This is a genomic window from Nostoc sp. C117 (assembly GCF_043099735.1).
GTDB lineage: Bacteria > Cyanobacteriota > Cyanobacteriia > Cyanobacteriales > Nostocaceae > Nostoc.
Genome location: NZ_CP170991.1, coordinates 6,431,004 through 6,450,210, shown reverse-complemented (window position 1 = coordinate 6,450,210; position 19,207 = coordinate 6,431,004). Strand labels below are relative to the sequence as shown.

Annotated in this window: 16 protein-coding genes; 8 read left to right on the top strand and 8 right to left on the bottom strand. The window is 39.8% G+C overall.

Translation table 11 applies throughout. The annotated features are described in order from the left end of the window. Window positions 1–317 precede the first annotated feature (317 nt). Window positions 318–1,838, bottom strand: a complete 1,521-nt coding sequence (gene purH / locus ACFG4S_RS27655; protein ID WP_392532120.1) for a bifunctional phosphoribosylaminoimidazolecarboxamide formyltransferase/IMP cyclohydrolase — start codon at window positions 1,836–1,838, stop codon at window positions 318–320. Between the two features lie 277 nt (window positions 1,839–2,115). On the opposite strand from purH, the gene ACFG4S_RS27650 reads away from it, so the two are divergent. After that, window positions 2,116–2,694 (top strand): Uma2 family endonuclease, encoded by a 579-nt coding sequence (locus ACFG4S_RS27650; protein WP_392532119.1) that lies wholly within the window; start codon window positions 2,116–2,118, stop codon window positions 2,692–2,694. Between the two features lie 231 nt (window positions 2,695–2,925). Here the strand turns inward: ACFG4S_RS27650 and ACFG4S_RS27645 are convergent, their stop codons facing one another. Then, entirely contained in the window at window positions 2,926–3,774 is an 849-nt protein-coding gene (locus ACFG4S_RS27645) for a GGDEF domain-containing protein (protein WP_392532118.1), read from the bottom strand. Window positions 3,775–4,207: 433 nt separating this feature from the next. Between ACFG4S_RS27645 and ACFG4S_RS27640 the strand changes: the two genes are divergently transcribed. From ACFG4S_RS27640 to coaBC, 5 genes are all read left to right on the top strand, one after another. Continuing rightward, window positions 4,208–4,693, top strand: coding sequence for a hypothetical protein (locus ACFG4S_RS27640; RefSeq protein ID WP_392532117.1), 486 nt, complete (start codon window positions 4,208–4,210; stop codon window positions 4,691–4,693). An 893-nt stretch (window positions 4,694–5,586) separates the two neighbouring features. Beyond that, on the top strand, window positions 5,587–5,784 hold the full coding sequence (locus ACFG4S_RS27635) for an NblA/ycf18 family protein (RefSeq protein ID WP_392532116.1): 198 nt from the start codon (window positions 5,587–5,589) through the stop codon (window positions 5,782–5,784). Between the two features lie 638 nt (window positions 5,785–6,422). Next, window positions 6,423–7,043, top strand: coding sequence for an alpha/beta hydrolase (locus ACFG4S_RS27630; protein ID WP_392536095.1), 621 nt, complete (start codon window positions 6,423–6,425; stop codon window positions 7,041–7,043). Window positions 7,044–7,198: 155 nt separating this feature from the next. Continuing rightward, on the top strand, window positions 7,199–7,411 hold the full coding sequence (locus ACFG4S_RS27625; RefSeq protein WP_334863601.1) for a DUF2555 domain-containing protein: 213 nt from the start codon (window positions 7,199–7,201) through the stop codon (window positions 7,409–7,411). A gap of 101 nt (window positions 7,412–7,512) precedes the next feature. Then, window positions 7,513–8,754 carry a bifunctional phosphopantothenoylcysteine decarboxylase/phosphopantothenate--cysteine ligase CoaBC gene (coaBC, locus tag ACFG4S_RS27620; RefSeq protein WP_392532115.1) on the top strand — a complete coding sequence of 414 codons (1,242 nt, stop codon included), beginning with the start codon at window positions 7,513–7,515 and terminating at the stop codon, window positions 8,752–8,754. A 126-nt stretch (window positions 8,755–8,880) separates the two neighbouring features. On the opposite strand, the gene ACFG4S_RS27615 is transcribed toward coaBC, so the two are convergent. From ACFG4S_RS27615 to ACFG4S_RS27605, 3 genes are read right to left on the bottom strand one after another with little or no spacing between them, the layout of a single operon-like run. After that, window positions 8,881–11,463, bottom strand: coding sequence for a DNA translocase FtsK (locus tag ACFG4S_RS27615; RefSeq protein WP_392532114.1), 2,583 nt, complete (start codon window positions 11,461–11,463; stop codon window positions 8,881–8,883). Window positions 11,464–11,477: 14 nt separating this feature from the next. Continuing rightward, complete coding sequence (locus ACFG4S_RS27610; protein ID WP_392532113.1) at window positions 11,478–13,607, bottom strand: ATP-binding protein; 2,130 nt, start codon at window positions 13,605–13,607, stop codon at window positions 11,478–11,480. 50 nt (window positions 13,608–13,657) lie between these two features. Next, window positions 13,658–14,497: a transcription factor RcaD gene (locus ACFG4S_RS27605; protein ID WP_392532112.1), complete on the bottom strand. Its 840-nt coding sequence runs from the start codon at window positions 14,495–14,497 to the stop codon at window positions 13,658–13,660. A 447-nt stretch (window positions 14,498–14,944) separates the two neighbouring features. Between ACFG4S_RS27605 and ACFG4S_RS27600 the strand changes: the two genes are divergently transcribed. Continuing rightward, window positions 14,945–15,268, top strand: a complete 324-nt coding sequence (locus ACFG4S_RS27600) for a phasin family protein (RefSeq protein ID WP_392532111.1) — start codon at window positions 14,945–14,947, stop codon at window positions 15,266–15,268. 78 nt (window positions 15,269–15,346) lie between these two features. Then, window positions 15,347–15,868, top strand: a complete 522-nt coding sequence (locus tag ACFG4S_RS27595; RefSeq protein ID WP_392532110.1) for an FKBP-type peptidyl-prolyl cis-trans isomerase — start codon at window positions 15,347–15,349, stop codon at window positions 15,866–15,868. Window positions 15,869–15,972: 104 nt separating this feature from the next. Here ACFG4S_RS27595 and dnaB read toward each other — a convergent pair whose 3' ends face one another. The 3 genes from dnaB to gloB form a co-directional block, all read right to left on the bottom strand. Then, entirely contained in the window at window positions 15,973–17,316 is a 1,344-nt protein-coding gene (gene dnaB / locus ACFG4S_RS27590) for a replicative DNA helicase (protein ID WP_392532109.1), read from the bottom strand. Between the two features lie 121 nt (window positions 17,317–17,437). Continuing rightward, window positions 17,438–17,896: a 50S ribosomal protein L9 gene (rplI, locus tag ACFG4S_RS27585; protein WP_392532108.1), complete on the bottom strand. Its 459-nt coding sequence runs from the start codon at window positions 17,894–17,896 to the stop codon at window positions 17,438–17,440. A gap of 211 nt (window positions 17,897–18,107) precedes the next feature. After that, window positions 18,108–18,881 carry a hydroxyacylglutathione hydrolase gene (gloB, locus tag ACFG4S_RS27580; protein WP_392532107.1) on the bottom strand — a complete coding sequence of 258 codons (774 nt, stop codon included), beginning with the start codon at window positions 18,879–18,881 and terminating at the stop codon, window positions 18,108–18,110. Window positions 18,882–19,207 lie beyond the last annotated feature (326 nt).

The following is a 19,207-nucleotide window of genomic DNA, read 5'->3' as shown; positions in this document are numbered from 1 at the left end:
AATTAAAAAGCGCCTGGGAGTGTTGCCGTGTTTCCACCCCAAACGCTTTTTATTCTTAACTTGCTCCTCACACACGATTAAACAATATCACTAGTTCTATGAAATGGCAAGTCTATTGAGTAATATTTTGAAAATTGCACAAACAAGCCAATTTCTGACAAACTAAAAAGCGTTTGGGAGTGTTGCCGTGTTTCCACCCCAAACGCTTTTTATTCTTAACTTGCTCCTCACACACGATTAAATAATATCACCGCTTCCATCAAAAGACAAGTATATTGAGGGACAGTTTCAAAACTGCACACCTTATGGTCAATAATTTAGTGTAAAAAGTGACGCACACCAGTTAAGACCATCAGCAAACCGAGTTCGTTAGCAGCTTTGATTGAATCTTTATCACGCAAACTTCCCCCTGGCTGGACAATGGCTGTAATTCCTGCGGCTGCGGCTGTTTTGACTGAATCATCAAAGGGGAAGAATCCATCGCTGGCGAGAGTTGCACCTTTAGCTTTTTCTCCAGCTTGTTCTAGGGCAATTTTAACTGAGCCAACGCGGTTCATTTGACCAGCACCTATTCCTAGTGTAGTGCGATCGCTAGTTACAACAATGGCATTAGATTTCACATGTTTGCAAACTTTCCAAGCAAATAGCAATTCGGCTAATTCGCTGTCACTGGGTTGGCGTTCAGTGACAACTTGCCATTGACTGGCGTCAGCAATAATGTCATCGCTAGTTTGGACAAGGAAACCACCTGCGATCGCTTTCACTGTATCCTTAGGGCCACTGCTCAAATCAGCTAGAGTCAAAACCCGCACGTTAGATTTCTTGGCCAGGATTTCTTGAGCTTCCGCATCACAACTGGGTGCAACCACACATTCTAAAAATGTTTTAGTTAACTCGCTAGCTGTCGCCGCATCTATCGGGCGGTTGAGTGCGACAATCCCACCAAAGGCAGAAGTAGAATCAGCATTAAAAGCTTTTTGGTACGCTTCAGAAATACTGCTTCCCAGCGCCGTACCACAGGGATTTGTATGTTTGATAATCGTTGCTGCTGGGGTATGAGTGAACTCAGCAATAATTCGGCGTGCGGCTTCTAAATCAACTAAGTTATTGTAACTAAGTTCTTTGCCTTGGAGTTTCGTAGCGGCTGTCCATCCCGTTGGGGTAGCACCAGTTTGATACCAGGTGGCGGGTTGATGGGGATTCTCGCCGTAACGCAGAGATTGCAATTGTGTACCGCTAAGGGTATATTGCTGTGCTTCTGCGAGGTAAGATGCGATCGCTTGATCGTAACTAGCAGTGTGGGAAAATCCTTTTAATGCTGCCCTTTGGCGAAATTCTAGGGATGCTACGCCGTTATTTTGGCGCAATTCTTCCAAATACTCGTCATACTGCCCTGGATCGCATAATACAGCAAGATGAGCGAAGTTTTTCGATGATGCTCTTAGCATGGCTGGGCCACCGATATCAATTTGCTCAACTGCCTCTAATAATGTTACCTCTGGTTTAGCGATCGTTTCCTCAAAAGGATATAAATTCACCACCACTAAATCAATCGGGCGAATTTGGTTATTTTCTAAATCTGTAATATCTTGGGGAACATCTCGCCGGGCCAAAATTCCGCCATGAATTCGGGGATGTAGGGTTTTGACTCGACCACCTAAAATTTCTGGTGAACCTGTGTAATCTGCAACCTTAGTAACAGGGAGTCCCGCATCCTTGAGGGCTTGGGCTGTTCCCCCACTGCTGATTAAATCAAAGTCAAATTCTTCAACCAAGCTACGGGCTAGGTCAATTATACCAGTTTTATTAGATACACTCAGCAGGGCTAGACGCGCCATTGATCAATTCCTTAAAATTAGGCTAGAAGCGAAGGATCTCAAGTTTTGCATAAGCCTTGCTTCACTTCAAGACCATGAGAAATAATATTGACTCGTGTAATTTAACGTGAGTTTGACAAGTTTTATTTGACCTCTCCCCCAGCCCCTCTCCGACGCGGAGAGGGGAGCAAAAAGCTTAATTTTTCCTTGCTCCTCCCTTTCCGTTTCGGAGAGGGAGGCTGGGAAGGAGAGGTTCGCCTAAACTAAAAGTAAGCATCATTTTACCCACATAACACCTATGGTTCAGTCTTCTAATCAACGCCTAACCCTAGAAGAATTTCTCGCACTTCCCGAAGGAGATATTACATACGAGTTTGTTAACGGTGAAGCTGTACCCAAGTATAAAGATAATCAAATGTCACCAAAATTTTTTCATAGTTCGACTACTGGTGCTTTATTTATATTATTGTCTGCATGGGCACAAGCAAAGGGTCGGGTTGTGATTGAATGGGCAATTAAACTAACACGAAATCAACAAGATTGGATGCCTATAGCCGATCTGACCTATATTTCTCATAACCGTCTTCCTGCTGATTGGTTATTAGATGAAGCTTGTCCTGTTGCACCGGAATTAGTCATCGAAATCATTTCGGCTGGTCAAACTTTTGGTGAAATTGCCGAAAAAGCAACTGATTATCTGAAAGCTGGTGTTTCTCGTGTTTGGGTGGTTGATACAAAAGCTAGAACTGTAACTGTATTTGCGCCATCTTCCTTACCGATTACTTATCGATCTCATCAAGTAATTACTGATGATTTGCTACCAGAATTGGAAATTACTCCTCATGCAATCTTTCAACAGGCTGGATTCAATAGCTAAAATTTAATTAGGAATCAGAATAATCTAAAGTATTGCTAATTAAAAACAATTGAGAAATTGAATTTCAGCATTTATTAATATTATATTAAACATATGTAGAATACTATACTATACTATACTATGGTGTTCAAAGTTTCTAAAAAAATAAATTTTGAGGCTCCAGTCCCTTAGAAGAGTTCAAAAATCCTCATAAAGTTAATATCGGCAAAGAGGAGTTTGGCAGTAGCAACGTTACCCTATTGATAATTCATGTAGTAACAAATTCTTCCCATTTCTTTTAGCCCCATACATAACATTATCTACTTTGTCCAACATTTCATTAACTGAATTTGGTGGGTTTATAAAAGTAATAGCACCAATACTAAAAGTAACAGACCACCCCTCTGTTCTCATAGATGCTAGAAGCATTGTTTGCAACCTTTGCAGAACTGCTTGTGCTGCTTCATAGCCTGTTTTTGGGAGCAAAATTGCAAATTCATCACCCCCAAGTCTCGCAAATACGTCAAATTTTCTGAGGTTGTTAATAGCAGTATTACCCACTATACATAGTAGATTATCACCAACAATATGTCCAAATTGATCGTTAACTGTTTTAAAGTCATCAATATCTAGGTAAGCTAATGTCAAAGGTTCTTGAAACCTCCTAGCCCTATTAATTTCATTATTGGCGATATTTTGGAAAAAAATTCGATTTTTTAGTCCAGTTAAAGCATCGGTTTGAGTTAGTTTTTTGAGAGTTATTAACTGAACTTTAATTTGGGATAATAAATAAACAAACAAAAGAAAAAAACAGAAATTCACCAGAGTATTCCAGTAGGGAACTAAAGGATGTAAAAAATTTCTTCCTGGTTCTTGATTGACTATAAAACATGTGCAAGAACTTATAAATGATGCTAAAAAACCAGAATTTTTTCCAATCATCCAGGTAACAATACCAATAGGAATCAAGTAGAAAATTGATATGTCAATTTCTGCGGGAATGTAGTAATCAATTAAGCCTATAATCCCAATCAAGTAAGTACTTAGTAATATGGAGAATCTTTTGGGTTTTCCCTCTAATATTTTAATTAAATCCATCATTCTGTCTCTAGTTCTGTGTAAAAATTGGTTTGATATTGTAAGAGTTCATAATTCCTCACTGACTTAAAATTTCAATCTTGACTCTAGCTTTTATCCTTCTGTGACTATTAAAACACTCGCTAGAATCCAATCACAGAAACAGCTTTCCGCTTCTGCTCTGGCGTGACCTCCAGATAACCCTGCAACGTCCCCAAGTCACTGTGGAAAAGGCAAATTCCAAACAGAGTGCGATGGCGTAACTGCCCGTCGTAGGCGATCGCAGTGGCTGAGAAATCCGTCCGTGAATAATCTACTGCGCTAATCTAGGGTGTGCCTGTATATCGAAATTTTGACATATCTTGACACAACATTGATATGTATAAGACAAAACTTTTTGAGCAATGAAGGAGTCTAATTTTTAAATAGGTTTAGACTTTCTACTTAACTCCCAACTATGATGACACGTAAAATCAGTTCGATTGGCATCTTAACCGGATTGGTAACAGTTTCTCTGAGTCATGGCATTGCTTTTGCAGATATATCTGGCAAGCACCCCTATTATCTCCATGCACGCAGTGACCTCCGTAAAGCTGAAATACTGCTCCAACATTCTGATGAATCCAATGTTGTCCAGGAAACAAAAATAGCATATCAAAACGTTCATAACGCTATTAGAGAGATTGACAAAGCAGCAGTTTATGATCGTAAAGATATAGATGATAATCCGCCAGTTGATAATTCAATAGCACATCTAGATAGGTTACGTGCTATTTATAAACTGTTGCGGAGTGCGGAGAAAGATATATCCAGAGAAGAAGATAACGGTTCTGCTGTCGGTTTACGTAACAGAGCAGAAGCTAATATTAATCAAGCCAAGCGTCGTGTAGAGATTGCTGTTAGCAGAGATGTGGTCGATGATTTGCGTAATGATAGATATTAACTCAAGTGAATGATAAACCTCATCTAAGTTGAGAACCGTAGTTTTCGCCCTCACCCTAAATCCCTCTCCCAGATATTGGGAGAGGGACTTTGAAATTCTAGCTCCCCTTCTCCCAATATCTGGGAGAAGGGGTTGGGGGATGAGGGCAAATCTTTTCCATCAGAGAAGAACTACAGGTTTCAAGATGGACGAGGTTTATCTAGCAGTATTTGAATGCAAATTTGGGGTTTAGCCGTAAATCGCACTTACAGCTATCTCGGCTCGACCCCAAAACCAGTTTCAAAACTTTGGGCTTGCGATCTCGCCTAATTTCAGCATCGAGTCAATATCACTAGTCTAAAAGAGAGAATAAAATCGACTACGCGATCGCATTTTGCTTGACTTGAAATTAGGTAAGCAAGCCCCTGGATACAAAGCTGTTCAAAAAGCTCTCAATCGTTTCATCACTCAATTGACTTACCCAAACACGAGCGTTTTTTGACTTCGCCAACAGCATCAATTACTTAGCACAAAGTCAAATTGTTCAACCAAGCTACGGGCTAGGTCAATTAAAGCAGTTTTGTTATATACACTCAGCAGCGCTAGACACGCCATTGCTCAATTCCTGAAAAGTAAGCCAGAACAGAAGAATGTCAAGTTTTACATAAGCCTTGGTTCACTTCAAGACCATATCCATTCGCTTTTAGGCATTGAGTTGCGATCGCCTCCAGTTTGTAAATATTTTGTTATACTAATTAATATAAGTTTACACTCAGGCACACTAATCCTAAAGAAAAATGCCGTACTGCTGAATGAGTGTATGACTTACCGACCATAGCTAGGTATTTACCTTCTTATCAACATAGCCAGAATTGTCATTTTAGTTTTCACCCAGTTTTGCACAGGAGCCTGTGATGAATCAGCCTATTACATTATCTTTAGAACAAGAATTTAGCCTGAGAACCTTTGCCGACCAAGTGCAGCAGATGTCTCGGGAACAAGCTCAAGAATTTTTGCTGATGCTATATAAACAGATGATGATTCGGGAAACAACCTACCAGGAATTGCTAAAGCATCAGTGGGAACTAGATTCAGATCCAATCTTTGAGTAAAGCGCCGAAGCAAATAATTGTCGCTTTTTCCTAAGAAAATCAAACAACACCCTATCATAGTAGTTAGTAGCATTTGTGTCTGATATTTTCTTGTCTGCCTTAAAAGGAAAAGAGTTAAGTCACATCCTCATTTCTTAAAGGCATAATCTGAAAGTTTAGACTGATTAACCTAGTTGGAAAACGCTGATGTCGAAGGAAAGAAAAAGTAATAAAGAAGCTAAAAAACCTAAAAAAGATCCCAAAGATAAAAAGGAGAAAAAAGAACCAAATAAATAGAAGTGTAAGCAAATCTAAATTAGTCTTGAAAAAAACGCTTACATACAGCAGTTTTATTTTGGATGAAGTACAAAAATAGGGATTTTGAGACAGAATAGCGCAGCGGTAGCGAATCCGCGTACTCTCTCCTGACGGGACGCTGCGCCAACGGAGAAGCTACGCGCAGCGTCTCGTAGAGAGCGTCGCCTGGAGTATAAATTCTTTTTATCTGACTTTCAGTCCTGAATTGTTACGAATTTAACTTGTACATTTACCTGATGACCGATAACTGTCAAAGTCAACGATTAGAAAGACTATTTATCTAATTTAGACGCATATCAGCTTAGGATCTACTAAAGGAGTAGAATTTTAGGAGTAGACCTCTGTCTTTACAATTTATTAACGTTCCCACAGCCAGTTCTCAACCCCCAGCAGGTTTAATTGTTACTTTGCATGGTTGGGGTGCTAATGCTGAAGATGTAGCATCTTTGTTACCGTATATCAACCTACCTGATTACCAGTTTGTATTACCCAATGCACCTTATCCTTATCCCTATTCCCCTATAGGGAGGGCATGGTACGACTTGAGGGCAGAAAATATGTATGAAGGTTTGGCAGAGAGTCGGCAACTACTAACAGACTTTTTGCAATCTTTAGAAAGCAGTACTGGCGTGCCTTTATCACGGACTATTTTGAGTGGATTTTCTCAAGGCGGGGCAATGACTTTAGATGTCGGATCAAAACTGCCTTTAGGAGGTTTAGTTGTCATGAGTGGGTATTTGCATCCTGAGGCAGTCACGGCAGCTAAAGGTACGATTTCGCCGACTTTAATTACTCACGGTAGAGTTGATGAAGTTGTGCCACTCCAAGCCGCCTGGAAGGCACGAGAAGCTTTAGAGTCTCTGGGTGTGGCAGTGGAATATCACGAATTTGATATGGGGCATGAAATAGATCCACAAACCTTAGAAGTGCTACGAAATTTCATTGTGAACACAAGTCGTTAGTCAGGATTACGAATTTTTTATAAATTCTGGTATAAATGTGGTAAATTTTCACGAAATCAATGACATCTAATGAGTAATATATATTGGGTGGCTGCAAAATAGCGCAACTTCACCCATGCTGAAAGCGAATGCTGCATAAGGGAGGGGCAAACATTATGACAACTCTAAGCATTTCCAAAAAAGAAATTGCTGGCATGACTGCGGCAGAAGTAGAAGAACTGGCTACACGTCTGGAATTAGATAACTACAGTAATGCTTTTGAGGGTTTAAATGATTGGCATCTACTGCGAGCGATCGCTTTTCAGCGTCCAGAGTTAGTTGAACCCTACATTTACCTCTTAGACTTGGAACCCTACGATGAAGCGTAGCAATTTTGGATTGGAGATTTAACATTATGGATTGGGGTTCACTGGCTAAAACCAAAGACGATCGGGATTAATGTATTAGTCGCTTAATTTTGAAAGTACCAATGCAATCTCCCTTAAATCCAAAATCCAAAATCCAAAATCCAAAATTGAATAGGGTTCTAATTGCTGTAGGTGGCGGTATCGCCGCCTACAAAATCTGTGAATTAATTTCGACGCTGTTTAAAACTGGGGTGGAAGTGCGAGTCGTTCTCACCCATTCGGCGCAACAATTTATTACGCCTTTGACTGTAGCAACCCTATCTCGTCATCAAGCATATACAGATAATGATTTTTGGCAAGCAAATCATTCTCGGCCGTTGCATATTGACTTGGGTGAATGGGCAGATATCATCGTAATTGCTCCTTTAACGGCTAATACATTAGCAAAGTTAGCCTACGGTATGGCAGATAATTTACTTACAAATACCGTGTTGGCTTCTACTTGTCCAGTGCTATTAGCTCCAGCGATGAATACAGATATGTGGGAACAGCTATCAGTGCAGCGAAATTGGCAGCAGCTATTGATAGATAGCCGATATCATGGGATGAATACAGCATCAGGTTTATTAGCGTGCGATCGCGTTGGTGCTGGTAGGATGGCAGAACCCGCAGAAATATTGGCTCATATCGAATCACTGTTACACACTCAAGGCAAACGAGATTTAATTGGTAAACGAGTGTTAATTAGTGCTGGGGGAACGCGAGAGTATCTCGATCCAGTTAGATTTATTGGCAATCCGGCAACAGGTAAAATGGGATTAGCACTAGCCCAAGCTGCACTTCACCGAGGAGCAAAAGTTACTTTAGTATATGCCCCAGCTAATTGGGAAGTCCCATTGGGAGTGCAAGCAATTCCTGTGATTAGTGCAGAGCAAATGCAGCACATCATGGTGGAATCTTTACCCAATGCTGATATTATTGTGATGTCAGCAGCCGTGGCAGATGTGAAGCCCAAAGATTATAGTCGAGAAAAATTGCCCAAGCGATCGCTCCCCCAAGCTTTACCTTTGGAACCAGTACCCGATATAGTCGCCCAATTAGCACAACTAAAACAGCCACATCAGACATTAATTGGTTTTGCAGCACAAACTGGAAATATTGTCAAACCAGCGTTAGAAAAATTACATAATAAAAAATTAGATGTAATTGTTGCCAATCCCATCGATCGAGCTAATAGTGGTTTTGGGAGCGATCGCAATCAAGCGATATTTTTAGATATACAAGGACGGCAGTTGACGATCGCACCTTGTTCTAAATTAGAAATGGCACATCAATTGTTTGATTTTATCATCAGAGAATTTTAGATTTTGGATATAAAATCCTAAAGTTCCAATAACAAGCAGTGGGGAGAAGAATTACTGCAATTTCCCGTCTGCTTCCTTCCCGCAAAATGAAGATTCGAGTATTCAATATGACTTTTGAAATATTCTTTATGCTGATGGTAACTGAATATTTTTGACAAATAAGCTTTGTAAGCGGTGCATTTGAGCGCTGATTTGGTAGAGTAAATCGCCTTTTCCTAATAAATAAGCTGCTGCTGTTTGTTTCCCTCCCAGGACGATCGCTGAGTCTGCCTCACTGGCTGTACGTAGAGCAACTCTTCCTGGGAGATTTGAGCGGATTATCGGTGTAACAACTTTCGCTTCTGGGCGTTGAGTGGCAATAATTAGATGAATTCCGGCGGCTCGTGCCATTGCTCCGAGTCGTTTAATACTTTGTTCTAGGGATGTGCGGATTTCTTTTTCTGCCATAAAGTCGGCATATTCATCAAAAATGCAGACAATGCGAGGTAAAATCTGAGCAGAGCGTTGATTGTAACCACTTAAATCGGCACACCCAGCTTTTTCAAACTTTTGGTAACGGGATTCCATCTCTGCAACTAATTGTTCCATAAGTTCGATCGCGCGATCGCTATCTTTAACCACTGGTGCATACAACCAAGGCATTTTCTCAAACTCTGGAAACGTCACTCGCTTGGGGTCAACCAGGGCGATTTTCAGATGTTGGGGAGAATGGCGATTGAGGAGACTGAGAAGGAGCGATCGTAAAAATTCACTCTTCCCACTACCAGTTGTACCACCAACCAAAAAATGACAAGTATTCGGATCGGATAAATCAGCTTCTACCAACTCTCCTTCGATACTCACGCCGATGGCAATTTTTACAGGTACTGTTGGGGGTAAGAATTGCGGCTGAATATAGTTCTCAAAACTGGCAGTTTGGCGATCGGGACGGGGTAAATCAACACTGACATAACCAGCTTGCGGCGCAATTAGCGGCGGATTTGCTAACCCCATCTGCACTTGCAAATCTGCTGACAATTTCAAAAGCGCATTAATTTTCACACCTAGATGAGGTTTAAGTTTGACCCGAATAAAAGCCGGTCCAACAGCAGCACCGTGATAATCTACACTAATAGCAAACGATTGCAAAGTAGAAACCAACTCTTCACCAATAGCATCAGCATTAATAGATTCCTCTTGATTTATTGTGTGGTGGGCAACATGAGCGCCATTATTCTCATCTTCTGATAGCAAAATAGATTTATCATCAACAACAAGCGAAGGAAAAAAAGTCTGACACTTTAGCTTTTGAGGACAAATTTCGCATAGATAAGGCTGAGTTGTTGGCGGTGGCGAATTGGGATGAGGAGATTCCCAACTTAACCATTCCTGCATCTGCTGCAACTTGTAAGGAATCAACTGATGCACTGTATTTTCTAACTGTTCCCAAGAATACTGATACTCTTTAAACTCAGGTAAAACACAGTAAACCGCCGAGTCAACGGGTACTTTTTTCTTTTGCCAAAGCATGTAACTATAAAGAGCAACTTGAGCCAATTGTGCTGATGGATCTACAGGCTGATAAGTTTTAAATTCAACTACACACAACCGCTTAAGCTCAAAATTATAGACCAAGCAATCAAATTCACCTCCTACCCTTTGTTGTGTGCCATCAGGTAGCTGAAAATAATGCTCAAGCTTACGTTCTTCAGAACTAAAAGTATTAGAAATAACTGCTTCTGCACTACAATAACCTCGATTTACTATCAGGATTTCTGCAAAACGTCGAATTAATCCTTGCAATCCTTGCCAAACTTTGTAAAGTGGTTGTGCTGCACTAGCATCTTTTTCAATAGCTTTTTCTAGATAAGTAGAAAATTTAATTTCATAAAAAAGCTGTTGCATACCAGAGGCAACTTCATCGATATTTAATTGAGATGCACTTATTTTAAATATTTCTTGAAATCTTGAATCACTCACAGCTAAATTTATAAAACTATCAGCTAATTGATGAAAACTATTACCAATACCAACTTGTTTATCTGATGGTACAAATAAAGTATTTCCGCCAAATCGCTGATGTAAATAAAATAATCGAGGGCATTCAAAAGCGACTCTGACTTTAGTAGCTGTTAAAGATATATTTTTTGAATCATGAGGCATAATATTAAAAATATTATTTACAATATTAGGGTTATAAATTTCTAATAAACGGCGATGAACAGCAGCCAAATAGACTGTATCTAGAGCAGCATATTTTAATTGCTTTTCACTAAGAGGACGCTTTCCCCAGTCACTTCTCCCTTCTTCTGTATCTACATGAGAAAATTGACAAAGTTCTGTTGCTAAAGTTTTTAGTTTTAAATTAGATGTCTCTAATGTTTTGAGAGTAATCTTTCTTGCTAGCTTGAGAGTACAGGTAATATTTTGTGCAGATTTGTCCCCCAAGTACTTTAAATCAAAACTTGCATTGTGAAATACTTTCTCGATTTGAGAATTAACCATAATTTGGTTAATAAAGAGTGCAATCAAATCAGGTTTATCCAACACATCGAAAATATAAGCCAACTCTCCTGTAACATCTGTGGGTTCTGCTAATATCTGAATTAATGATAATCTGGGAGAATAAGTATTCCAATCAGCGACTTCTGTATCTAGCCACAGCACTTTAGCCAAGGCGAATTTTGCAATGTGTGTCTGGATTTCAGCAGTTTTTGTCAGGTAGTGCATTGGCTAAAACTTATCTATTTAGTGACTAAACAGATTAACTGATCTGGTAACTTAGATTTAGGGTTAATAATTTTCACTTTCTTTTCCTGGCATAATAAGTCAATTAAATGTTGAGTTTCAGTTTCTTTCACATCAGAAAACTGACTAGTTGCCTGGAAAATTAAAGTAGGCACTCCCATATAACCTTGGGTTTTTACTAAATTCAATAAAAAATCTTTGACAGGTCGTAAATCTTTGGTTTTAGTTCCATTCTCTTCGTCAGGTTTTTGCTTAGAAACAATTCCTAAATCCTGTAATAAAGTACATTGTTCCAAAATTTTAGACTCATAGACTAAAGATTGTAGTGCTTGTAAATTAATAACTTTCCCAGCAACAACTAATTCCTGAGCAAGAGCAGAATTAACTAAGCTATGGTATGTCGCTAAGTAGTGAACTGAGGGAAGATTTGGTTTAATATGAATATGCTTAGTACCTGTGAAAATCTGACTATAGATTTTATATCCCGCAAGTTTTGCATTTCCTACATTTCCAATTCTAATTAAATATAGAGTTTGACAAAGATTTTTCTGAATTGCTTTTTGGCAAGCATTCATTACGTTATAAAAACTATTCATATTAGCATCTTCCGTCCAGACTATTCCTATAGTGTCTCGTTTAGATGGCAGTTGATAACTTAAGGAATAGCTTGCATAAGTGCCACTGATGAGTTTAGGCTTAATTGCCTGTGCTTGTAATGCCTCTAAAGCTTCTTGCATCATCTGTATGAGGTCAGGTGCTGCTAAAAGAGATATCTTTGCTATCTTAGCCTGAACTTTTTTATATTCTTGCTGCCAGATTAATTGAAACTCAGCCTGTTCTCTTTCCTGCTCGTCGATTTTATAAGTATTCTTAGAAGAATTAGGTTTTTTAATTTTAATCTCTATTTTGTTCCCATCATCTCTTTCTTGAGTATGGGGATCTGGCTGTGGCTTAATTACTATAATTTTATGCTCATTATTTTCTTTATTATTCAACAGAGAAAATTTATATTCTTGATACTCTAACCTACCAAGAATAAAAGCATTTCTTGGCATAGTTCTACCACCAGGAAAATTTTTATCTAATAGTTGTCTATTCAAGGGAAAAATAGGTAAATCAGGCTTAGGATTAGCTTCTTGATGTAGAGATTGTAATCGGTCAGCCCAAAGTGCTTCTGCTTGATTCAAATTAATAGATTTTAGCGATACTAATCTCTCAATTCTGGCTTTATCTGACTGTTGAAGGTAATCAAAACTCCGCTTCCAAGCATTGGTAACTATACTGATAATAATTAGGAAATTTTTGAGACTTTCATTATGAATAGTAGTATTTATATTAAATAAAGGTTGAGGATTAGAAACCCAATTTGGCAAAGTTTCAACTTGGTCAAAACATAAAACAATTGGTTGAGTTGCAGTAGAAATTCTACCAAAATTAGCTACAATATTCTTTGCTGCGTCTTCTGAATCAATGCAGTGTCTAATTCTCAAAGCTTGCATCGATTCTTCGCTTAAATCATCACCTCTTAACCATTCACACGCTAGAGGGTAAAGTTCTGGATCTGTGAGATCGTGTAACACTCCAAAAAAAATGTCAGGATTATAGATACCTGTTTTTTGATAGTTCTTTTTAAGATGGTTAATAAATTTTTGACGATCATTTAATAATAATTGCCAAAAACTCTCATTAAAAAGCTGTTTTTTCAGATTGCTTTTTGTGAAAACGGATAAATTTTTAAGCCACAGTATTAACTGAGACTCCTGCTGCCCATCTGGTACTTGAATCAAACTATCAACTGTATTACGTAGCACATGACGCCACATATAATCGTTATCAACCCAAGGTCCTATATAAGCAAAAAAAGCTTTTGAGTTAAATGTGCGTTTTAGTCTACCTAGAAGATAGCTTTTGCCAGAACCAGCATCACCTACAAGTAAAACTGTACGACTACAATTATCTGTAGTGACTAAATTGAGTAATCCTTCAATTTGCGTTATCGCATCTTGATGAATTGACTCAACCATAGACTCTAAGTCTTGATTTTGACCCCAAAAATTACCTGTCTTCAAATTTACCAGGTCAAAGGGGTTAACCTCGCGTTTAATAATATCGTTGATAGATGCCATACTAATTCGGGTGATTGAGCAAATTTTGACGAAAAAAGTGTGTGTATTGTTTAATTCACAGTGATAAAGAACAGCGAACCACCGACATTTTGTGAAATTCCAGCATCAATTTTTTCTGGAGTGTATGGAGTCGGATCTAATAGAGAACTTAAATCAATCCGATCGCTCGCTTGCAAACGATATAAAGCCTTATCTAATTCATCCCGTGACAATGGCGGTTGTAGCTTTTCCCGTAGATGGAAAATGGGCAAATAGTTCTCAGTACCCAATTCTCGGTCTAATTTCTCAATAATTTGTAAAATTTCTTCATCACTGATTTCTTTATCAACGATGTTAACGCTACGTAGTGGAGTAGAAACTTCCTCTGGCTTCACCCGCAGAGTTTTTCGTAAAAAGCGGAGGTAATTACCTAGCAACTCCAAGCTGATGGCAGGGTTAGAGCCTTTATTCGGGCTGTAATCATCGCGCAAATACTCGATTCCTCGTTCAGTCAGCCAAACTTCAGCTTTTGCCCTTTTAATGCTCTTTTCAGCTTCAATCAAACCCCTTTGGCTTAAAATTTCTAATATCTCATCTCGTTCCGCAGCTTTTGGTGAAGTGATTTTGCTGGGAGCGATTTTGCCAGAAGCTTTACTGATTTTCTCTAAAACCTTGAGTTCTTTGTCTGTGATGGGCACTTGGCCTGGATCTTTGAGTAGGGCTTGACCAGGGGGTAAAATTTTAACTGTGGTAATCTCGCGGGTATAGTCTACCAGTTCGCGATCGCCCAATACTTTACAAATTCTATTTTTCTCAGTTTTAAAAACATCAAAGCCACTAAGGCTAAGGCCTGCTCGATAATCGGTAAATGCCAATAACTTTAAGAGAAACTTTAATTCATTAGTATCCATGCCAGTAGTCTTACCTGTAGGTGAATTAGCAATACTCTAGCTCGAACATGAAAAATTTATACATCTTTTTCATCCTAGCTATAATTAGTGCCTATGACTACAAGTTGTTAAGGAATGTATTACGGCAAGCATCCGGTTGAATAGGACTGAGGCAAAGAAAAGTCGAAGTCAAGGCTTTCTCATCTCGAAATTTCAGAAGACCCCGTGACGCAAAGAGTTTTTATCCGCAATTAGAATTAGGTGGACATTATATTAAGGTCAACTATGAGAAAATTTCCCCACTTCATACTCTTGAGGAGTTCTATATACATGCCCTTTGATGCGGCTATGTTCGCAAATTTGCCAAAATAGAGCTGTAGGCTAGAATAACTACGCTTTTAGCATAGCTTGACTGCCTACACTCAGGAGCAAGGGTGGCTGGTTTGAAACAAGTAAGAGGAAGGGAGTATGGACAACAGCAACTGGTTGCAACAACTAATGATGGTGGGTCTTGGCACAACGTCTTTAGTAGCAGAAAAACTGCGGCAAGTCAGCGATGATTTAGTGAAAGACGGTAAGCTCAATCCTGAGCAAGCCAAGGCGGTTATAGATGATATTGCCCAGCAGTTAAAGTCAGAACAGGGAAACTGGGATGTCCAAATGCAAAGGCAAATGCGAAATATGATGCAGGATTTGGGTGTGGCTCGCCAGTCGGAAGTTGACGAACTTCGGGGTAGAATTGACCGCTTAGAGCGTCAAGTGCGCGATTTAGAAAATAAGCTTTGGCGTTAGGATGTCCTTTCTGATTTAAACTAAATGTGTCCTGTTGGTAATGTTTTTGCCAGGATACCTAAGTAAGGAGAACTGATTTTGAAACCAATTTTCCTCAGCGTGGCGTTGATGCTGGTTTGTGTTGTGCTTTTGGTTGTGGGGCAAGTAGGCAGTAAACAGAATACCGCCATTGCTGACCAGTTAACCCAAACGCCAGCAGCGTCCGCAATTCTAACTGAAAACAATATCTTAATTGCGAGTGATACTATGTCTGATGCTAATGCCGTAACCACTCCCTCTGGATTGAAGTACGTTGAGTTAAAAGAGGGGACTGGGGCGACTCCTCAACCTGGACAAACAGTTGTGGTTCACTATGTCGGCACTCTAGAAGATGGTACTCAGTTTGATAGTTCACGCGATCGCGGTCAACCCTTCAGCTTTAAAATAGGTGCTGGACAGGTAATCAAAGGCTGGGATGAAGGACTTAGCACTATGAAAGTAGGCGGTCTTCGTAAGTTAATCATTCCCTCGGAGTTAGGCTATGGCGCTCGTGGTGCTGGTGGTGTGATTCCTCCCAATGCAACTCTAGTTTTTGAAGTGGAATTGCTAGAAGTTAAGTAAAAATTGGGTATGGGGAGATGGGGGGCGGAGGGGCAGAGGAGATAATCCTAACTCCTAACGGGCTAAACGCCCCGCTACCGCTAACAGCACTCCTAATGCCCCATTCAAATTTTTAAGTTTTGAAACTTGGTAAACTGTGGATTGAATAAAAGTTTTGCAGTACCTGTAGGGCCGTTGCGGTGTTTAGCTATAATTACTTCTGCAATCCCGCGATCGGGTGTATCAGGAGAGTAATATTCATCCCGATATAACATGATTACTAAATCTGCGTCCTGCTCAATCGAACCTGACTCTCTCAAATCTGACAACATTGGGCGTTTGTTAGTACGTGCTTCCACCCCTCGACTCAACTGAGATAAAGCAATAACTGGTACAGATAATTCCCGCGCTAAACCTTTGAGTTGACGCGTGATTTTTGATAATTCTTGTACGCGATTATCACCTGCTCCTTCCATCAATTGCAAGTAATCTATGACAATTAATCCTAATTCAGTTCCAACTTCAGCTTGCAATCTTCTAGCCTGACTACGCATTTGTGTAACTGTAATATTTGGTGTGTCATCAATATAAATTGGCATCTCGGAAAGGATACCAATAGCACGGCTTAAAGGTTCCCACTGTGTTTGGCTTAGGCGTCCAGTCCGCAAATAACTACTTTCAATTTGCGCTTCGCTAGCTAATAAACGTTGCGTCAGTTGTTCCTTTGACATTTCCAAGCTGAAAACAGCAACTGGTAATTTATAAGAAGCAGCAATATTATGAGCAAGGTTCAAACAAAATGCTGTTTTCCCCATTGATGGTCTACCAGCGACAATAATTAGATCAGAACGCTGAAAGCCACTAGTCATGGCATCTAAATCATAAAATCCACAAGGAATTCCAGGTAAGGCGATGCCTTGATTTCTATCTTCAATATCCTGGAAATTATTAATTAGAGTATCAGAAATGTGAACTAAACCCGATTGGGGACGCTCTTGAGTAACGCCGAAAACTTTCTGTTCTGCTCGATCTAAAACCTGTGGTAACTCGGTTTCTGTCTCGTAACCAAGATGTACAATTTCATTACCGGCTTTAATTAATTGTCGCCGCAGGTATTTTTCCATTACTAAACCGGCTAAACCGTCGATGTTCACAGCTGACACTGTGCGATCTACCAGAGTTGCTAATTTATTTCTGCCACCAATTCGAGCCAATAACTCATGATCGGTCAGCCAACTTGTGACTGACAGCAAATCTGTGGGTTTGCCTTGTGCGTGGAGCCTGACAGCTGCTTGATAAATCTCTTTGTGAGCGCTAATATAAAATGCCTCGGGAAGAAGGCGATCGCTAACTCGACTAATCGCCTCTGGATCTAGCAAAATCCCCCCCAAAATCGCTTCTTCCGCCTCAATATTTTGGGGTGGTAGGCGATCGCTACCATCGCTTTTAAAACTCAGTTCTTCAGCCATATAACGAACGATTTTAGTTTTAAGATCTTGCTAGTCAGGAGACGCGATTAATCGCGTCTTTACAGGAGTTAGGAGTTATTATTCACTTTTACTTCCTTTACTCCCTCATCCCTCTGCTGAGCTAACTAGCAACAACTTGAATATCGATTTGCGCTGTTACTTCTAAAAAGAGCTTGATTTCAGCTTGATAAGTACCAAGGTGGTTAATATCGGGGATAGTGATACCACGCCGATCTACTTCTTGACCGGTAGCTGCTTTAATTGCATCTGCAACATCTTGGGTTGTAATTGTACCAAAAATTGCTTCGTTTTCACCAACTTGCTTAGCAATTGTCAAGCTGCCAACTTTTTCTAGAGATTCTTTTTGCTCAAGAGCTTGTTGTCTAAGTTCTAATTGCCGTTGACGCTCTTGCTCTCGACGGCGCTCTACTTGCTTGAGAATACCAGGAGTGGCATGTGTTGCCAATTTTTGAGGAATCAGATAATTACGAGCGTAGCCGGGAGCTACTTCCACTAAATCGCCAGATTTTCCCAGCTTGCTGATATCCTTATTTAAAACTAACTGCACGCGCTTCGCCATCGTTTTTGGTTTTTCCTGTAAGATATGATTAATTTAGATTTGGGCAGAACAGCTCACAATGTCGGTGCTGTATTCCAAGCGTGTTCGCCTATATCCTAGAGCTTACAGATCCTAGCGAAAGGCAGGGGGCGATCGCAACTATTCGCCCTAAAAATTTGAAGCGACACAAAGACGCAGAGAGTAATTATTAGCAATCCCTAATCGCCAATAACTAAAAGTTATCTCTCAATTCCCGAATACGTGCAAATGTTTGCACTGCATCGTTTGTCTTCACAGCTAGTTGTAACGATGGCTGATCCCAACGTAAAAAGGGATTGATGCGCTTCTCCACTCCCAGTAGTGAGGGTATGGTGGCTTCTCCTCGATTCCGATAAGCATTGACTTCATCAAAGTATTTTTGTAAGTCGGTGTTGTAACTATCCAGACTTAAGGCAAATTTCAAATTTCTGAGTGTGTATTCGTGGGCGCACCAGACACGTGTATCATCGGGTAAAGAGCGAATTTTGCTTAAAGAATCTACCATTTGTGTTGGTGTTCCTTCAAATAAGCGACCGCAACCTCCAGAAAATAAGGTATCGCCACAAAATAATTCGCCTCTCTCACCAGGTTTTTCGGGGGGAAAGTAATAAACGATGTGAGCGCGGGTATGTCCAGGAACGAAGATAACTTCAGCCATACGGTCTGCAAACTGGACGCGATCGCCTTGTTGCAAAAACACCTGCTGTCCCGGAATTCTACCACGATCTTCGGCTCCCCCATAAACGACCAGTTGGGGAAATTTTTCCATTAACTGCTTGTTACCACCCACGTGATCGTTATGGTGGTGGGTATTGAAAATCGCTACTAACTCAGCTTTTAGCTCTTTCAGTTTCTCTAATACTGGTTTAGCCTCCGCTGGATCGACAACAGCAGCGATATTTTGCTTGTAGTCGTGTAATAAAAATATGTAGTTGTCTGAGAGCGCTTCCAGACGGATTACCTGCATTACCTCTGTCTCCCTTACAACATAGATGTTTACTGTTGAGTAGCAATCTTACATTTAAGTAAGTAATAGTGCTATCTGGACAACCTCTATCAAGTATTTATACTTTATTCATTACAGGTTTAGTCCAATATTAACTATGATATTATACAACGGTGCATTTACGGTAAATATACTTAAATTAAGTCAACTTCCGATGAATTTATCAGTGAAATTTCTCTGGGAAAAGGTACAACTGTAAAGTTACATTTAATTGATTATTTTTGGATTCTTAAAACGAATAAACTTTCAATTTTTTATTTTGACGATTTGTATTCTATCACATATTG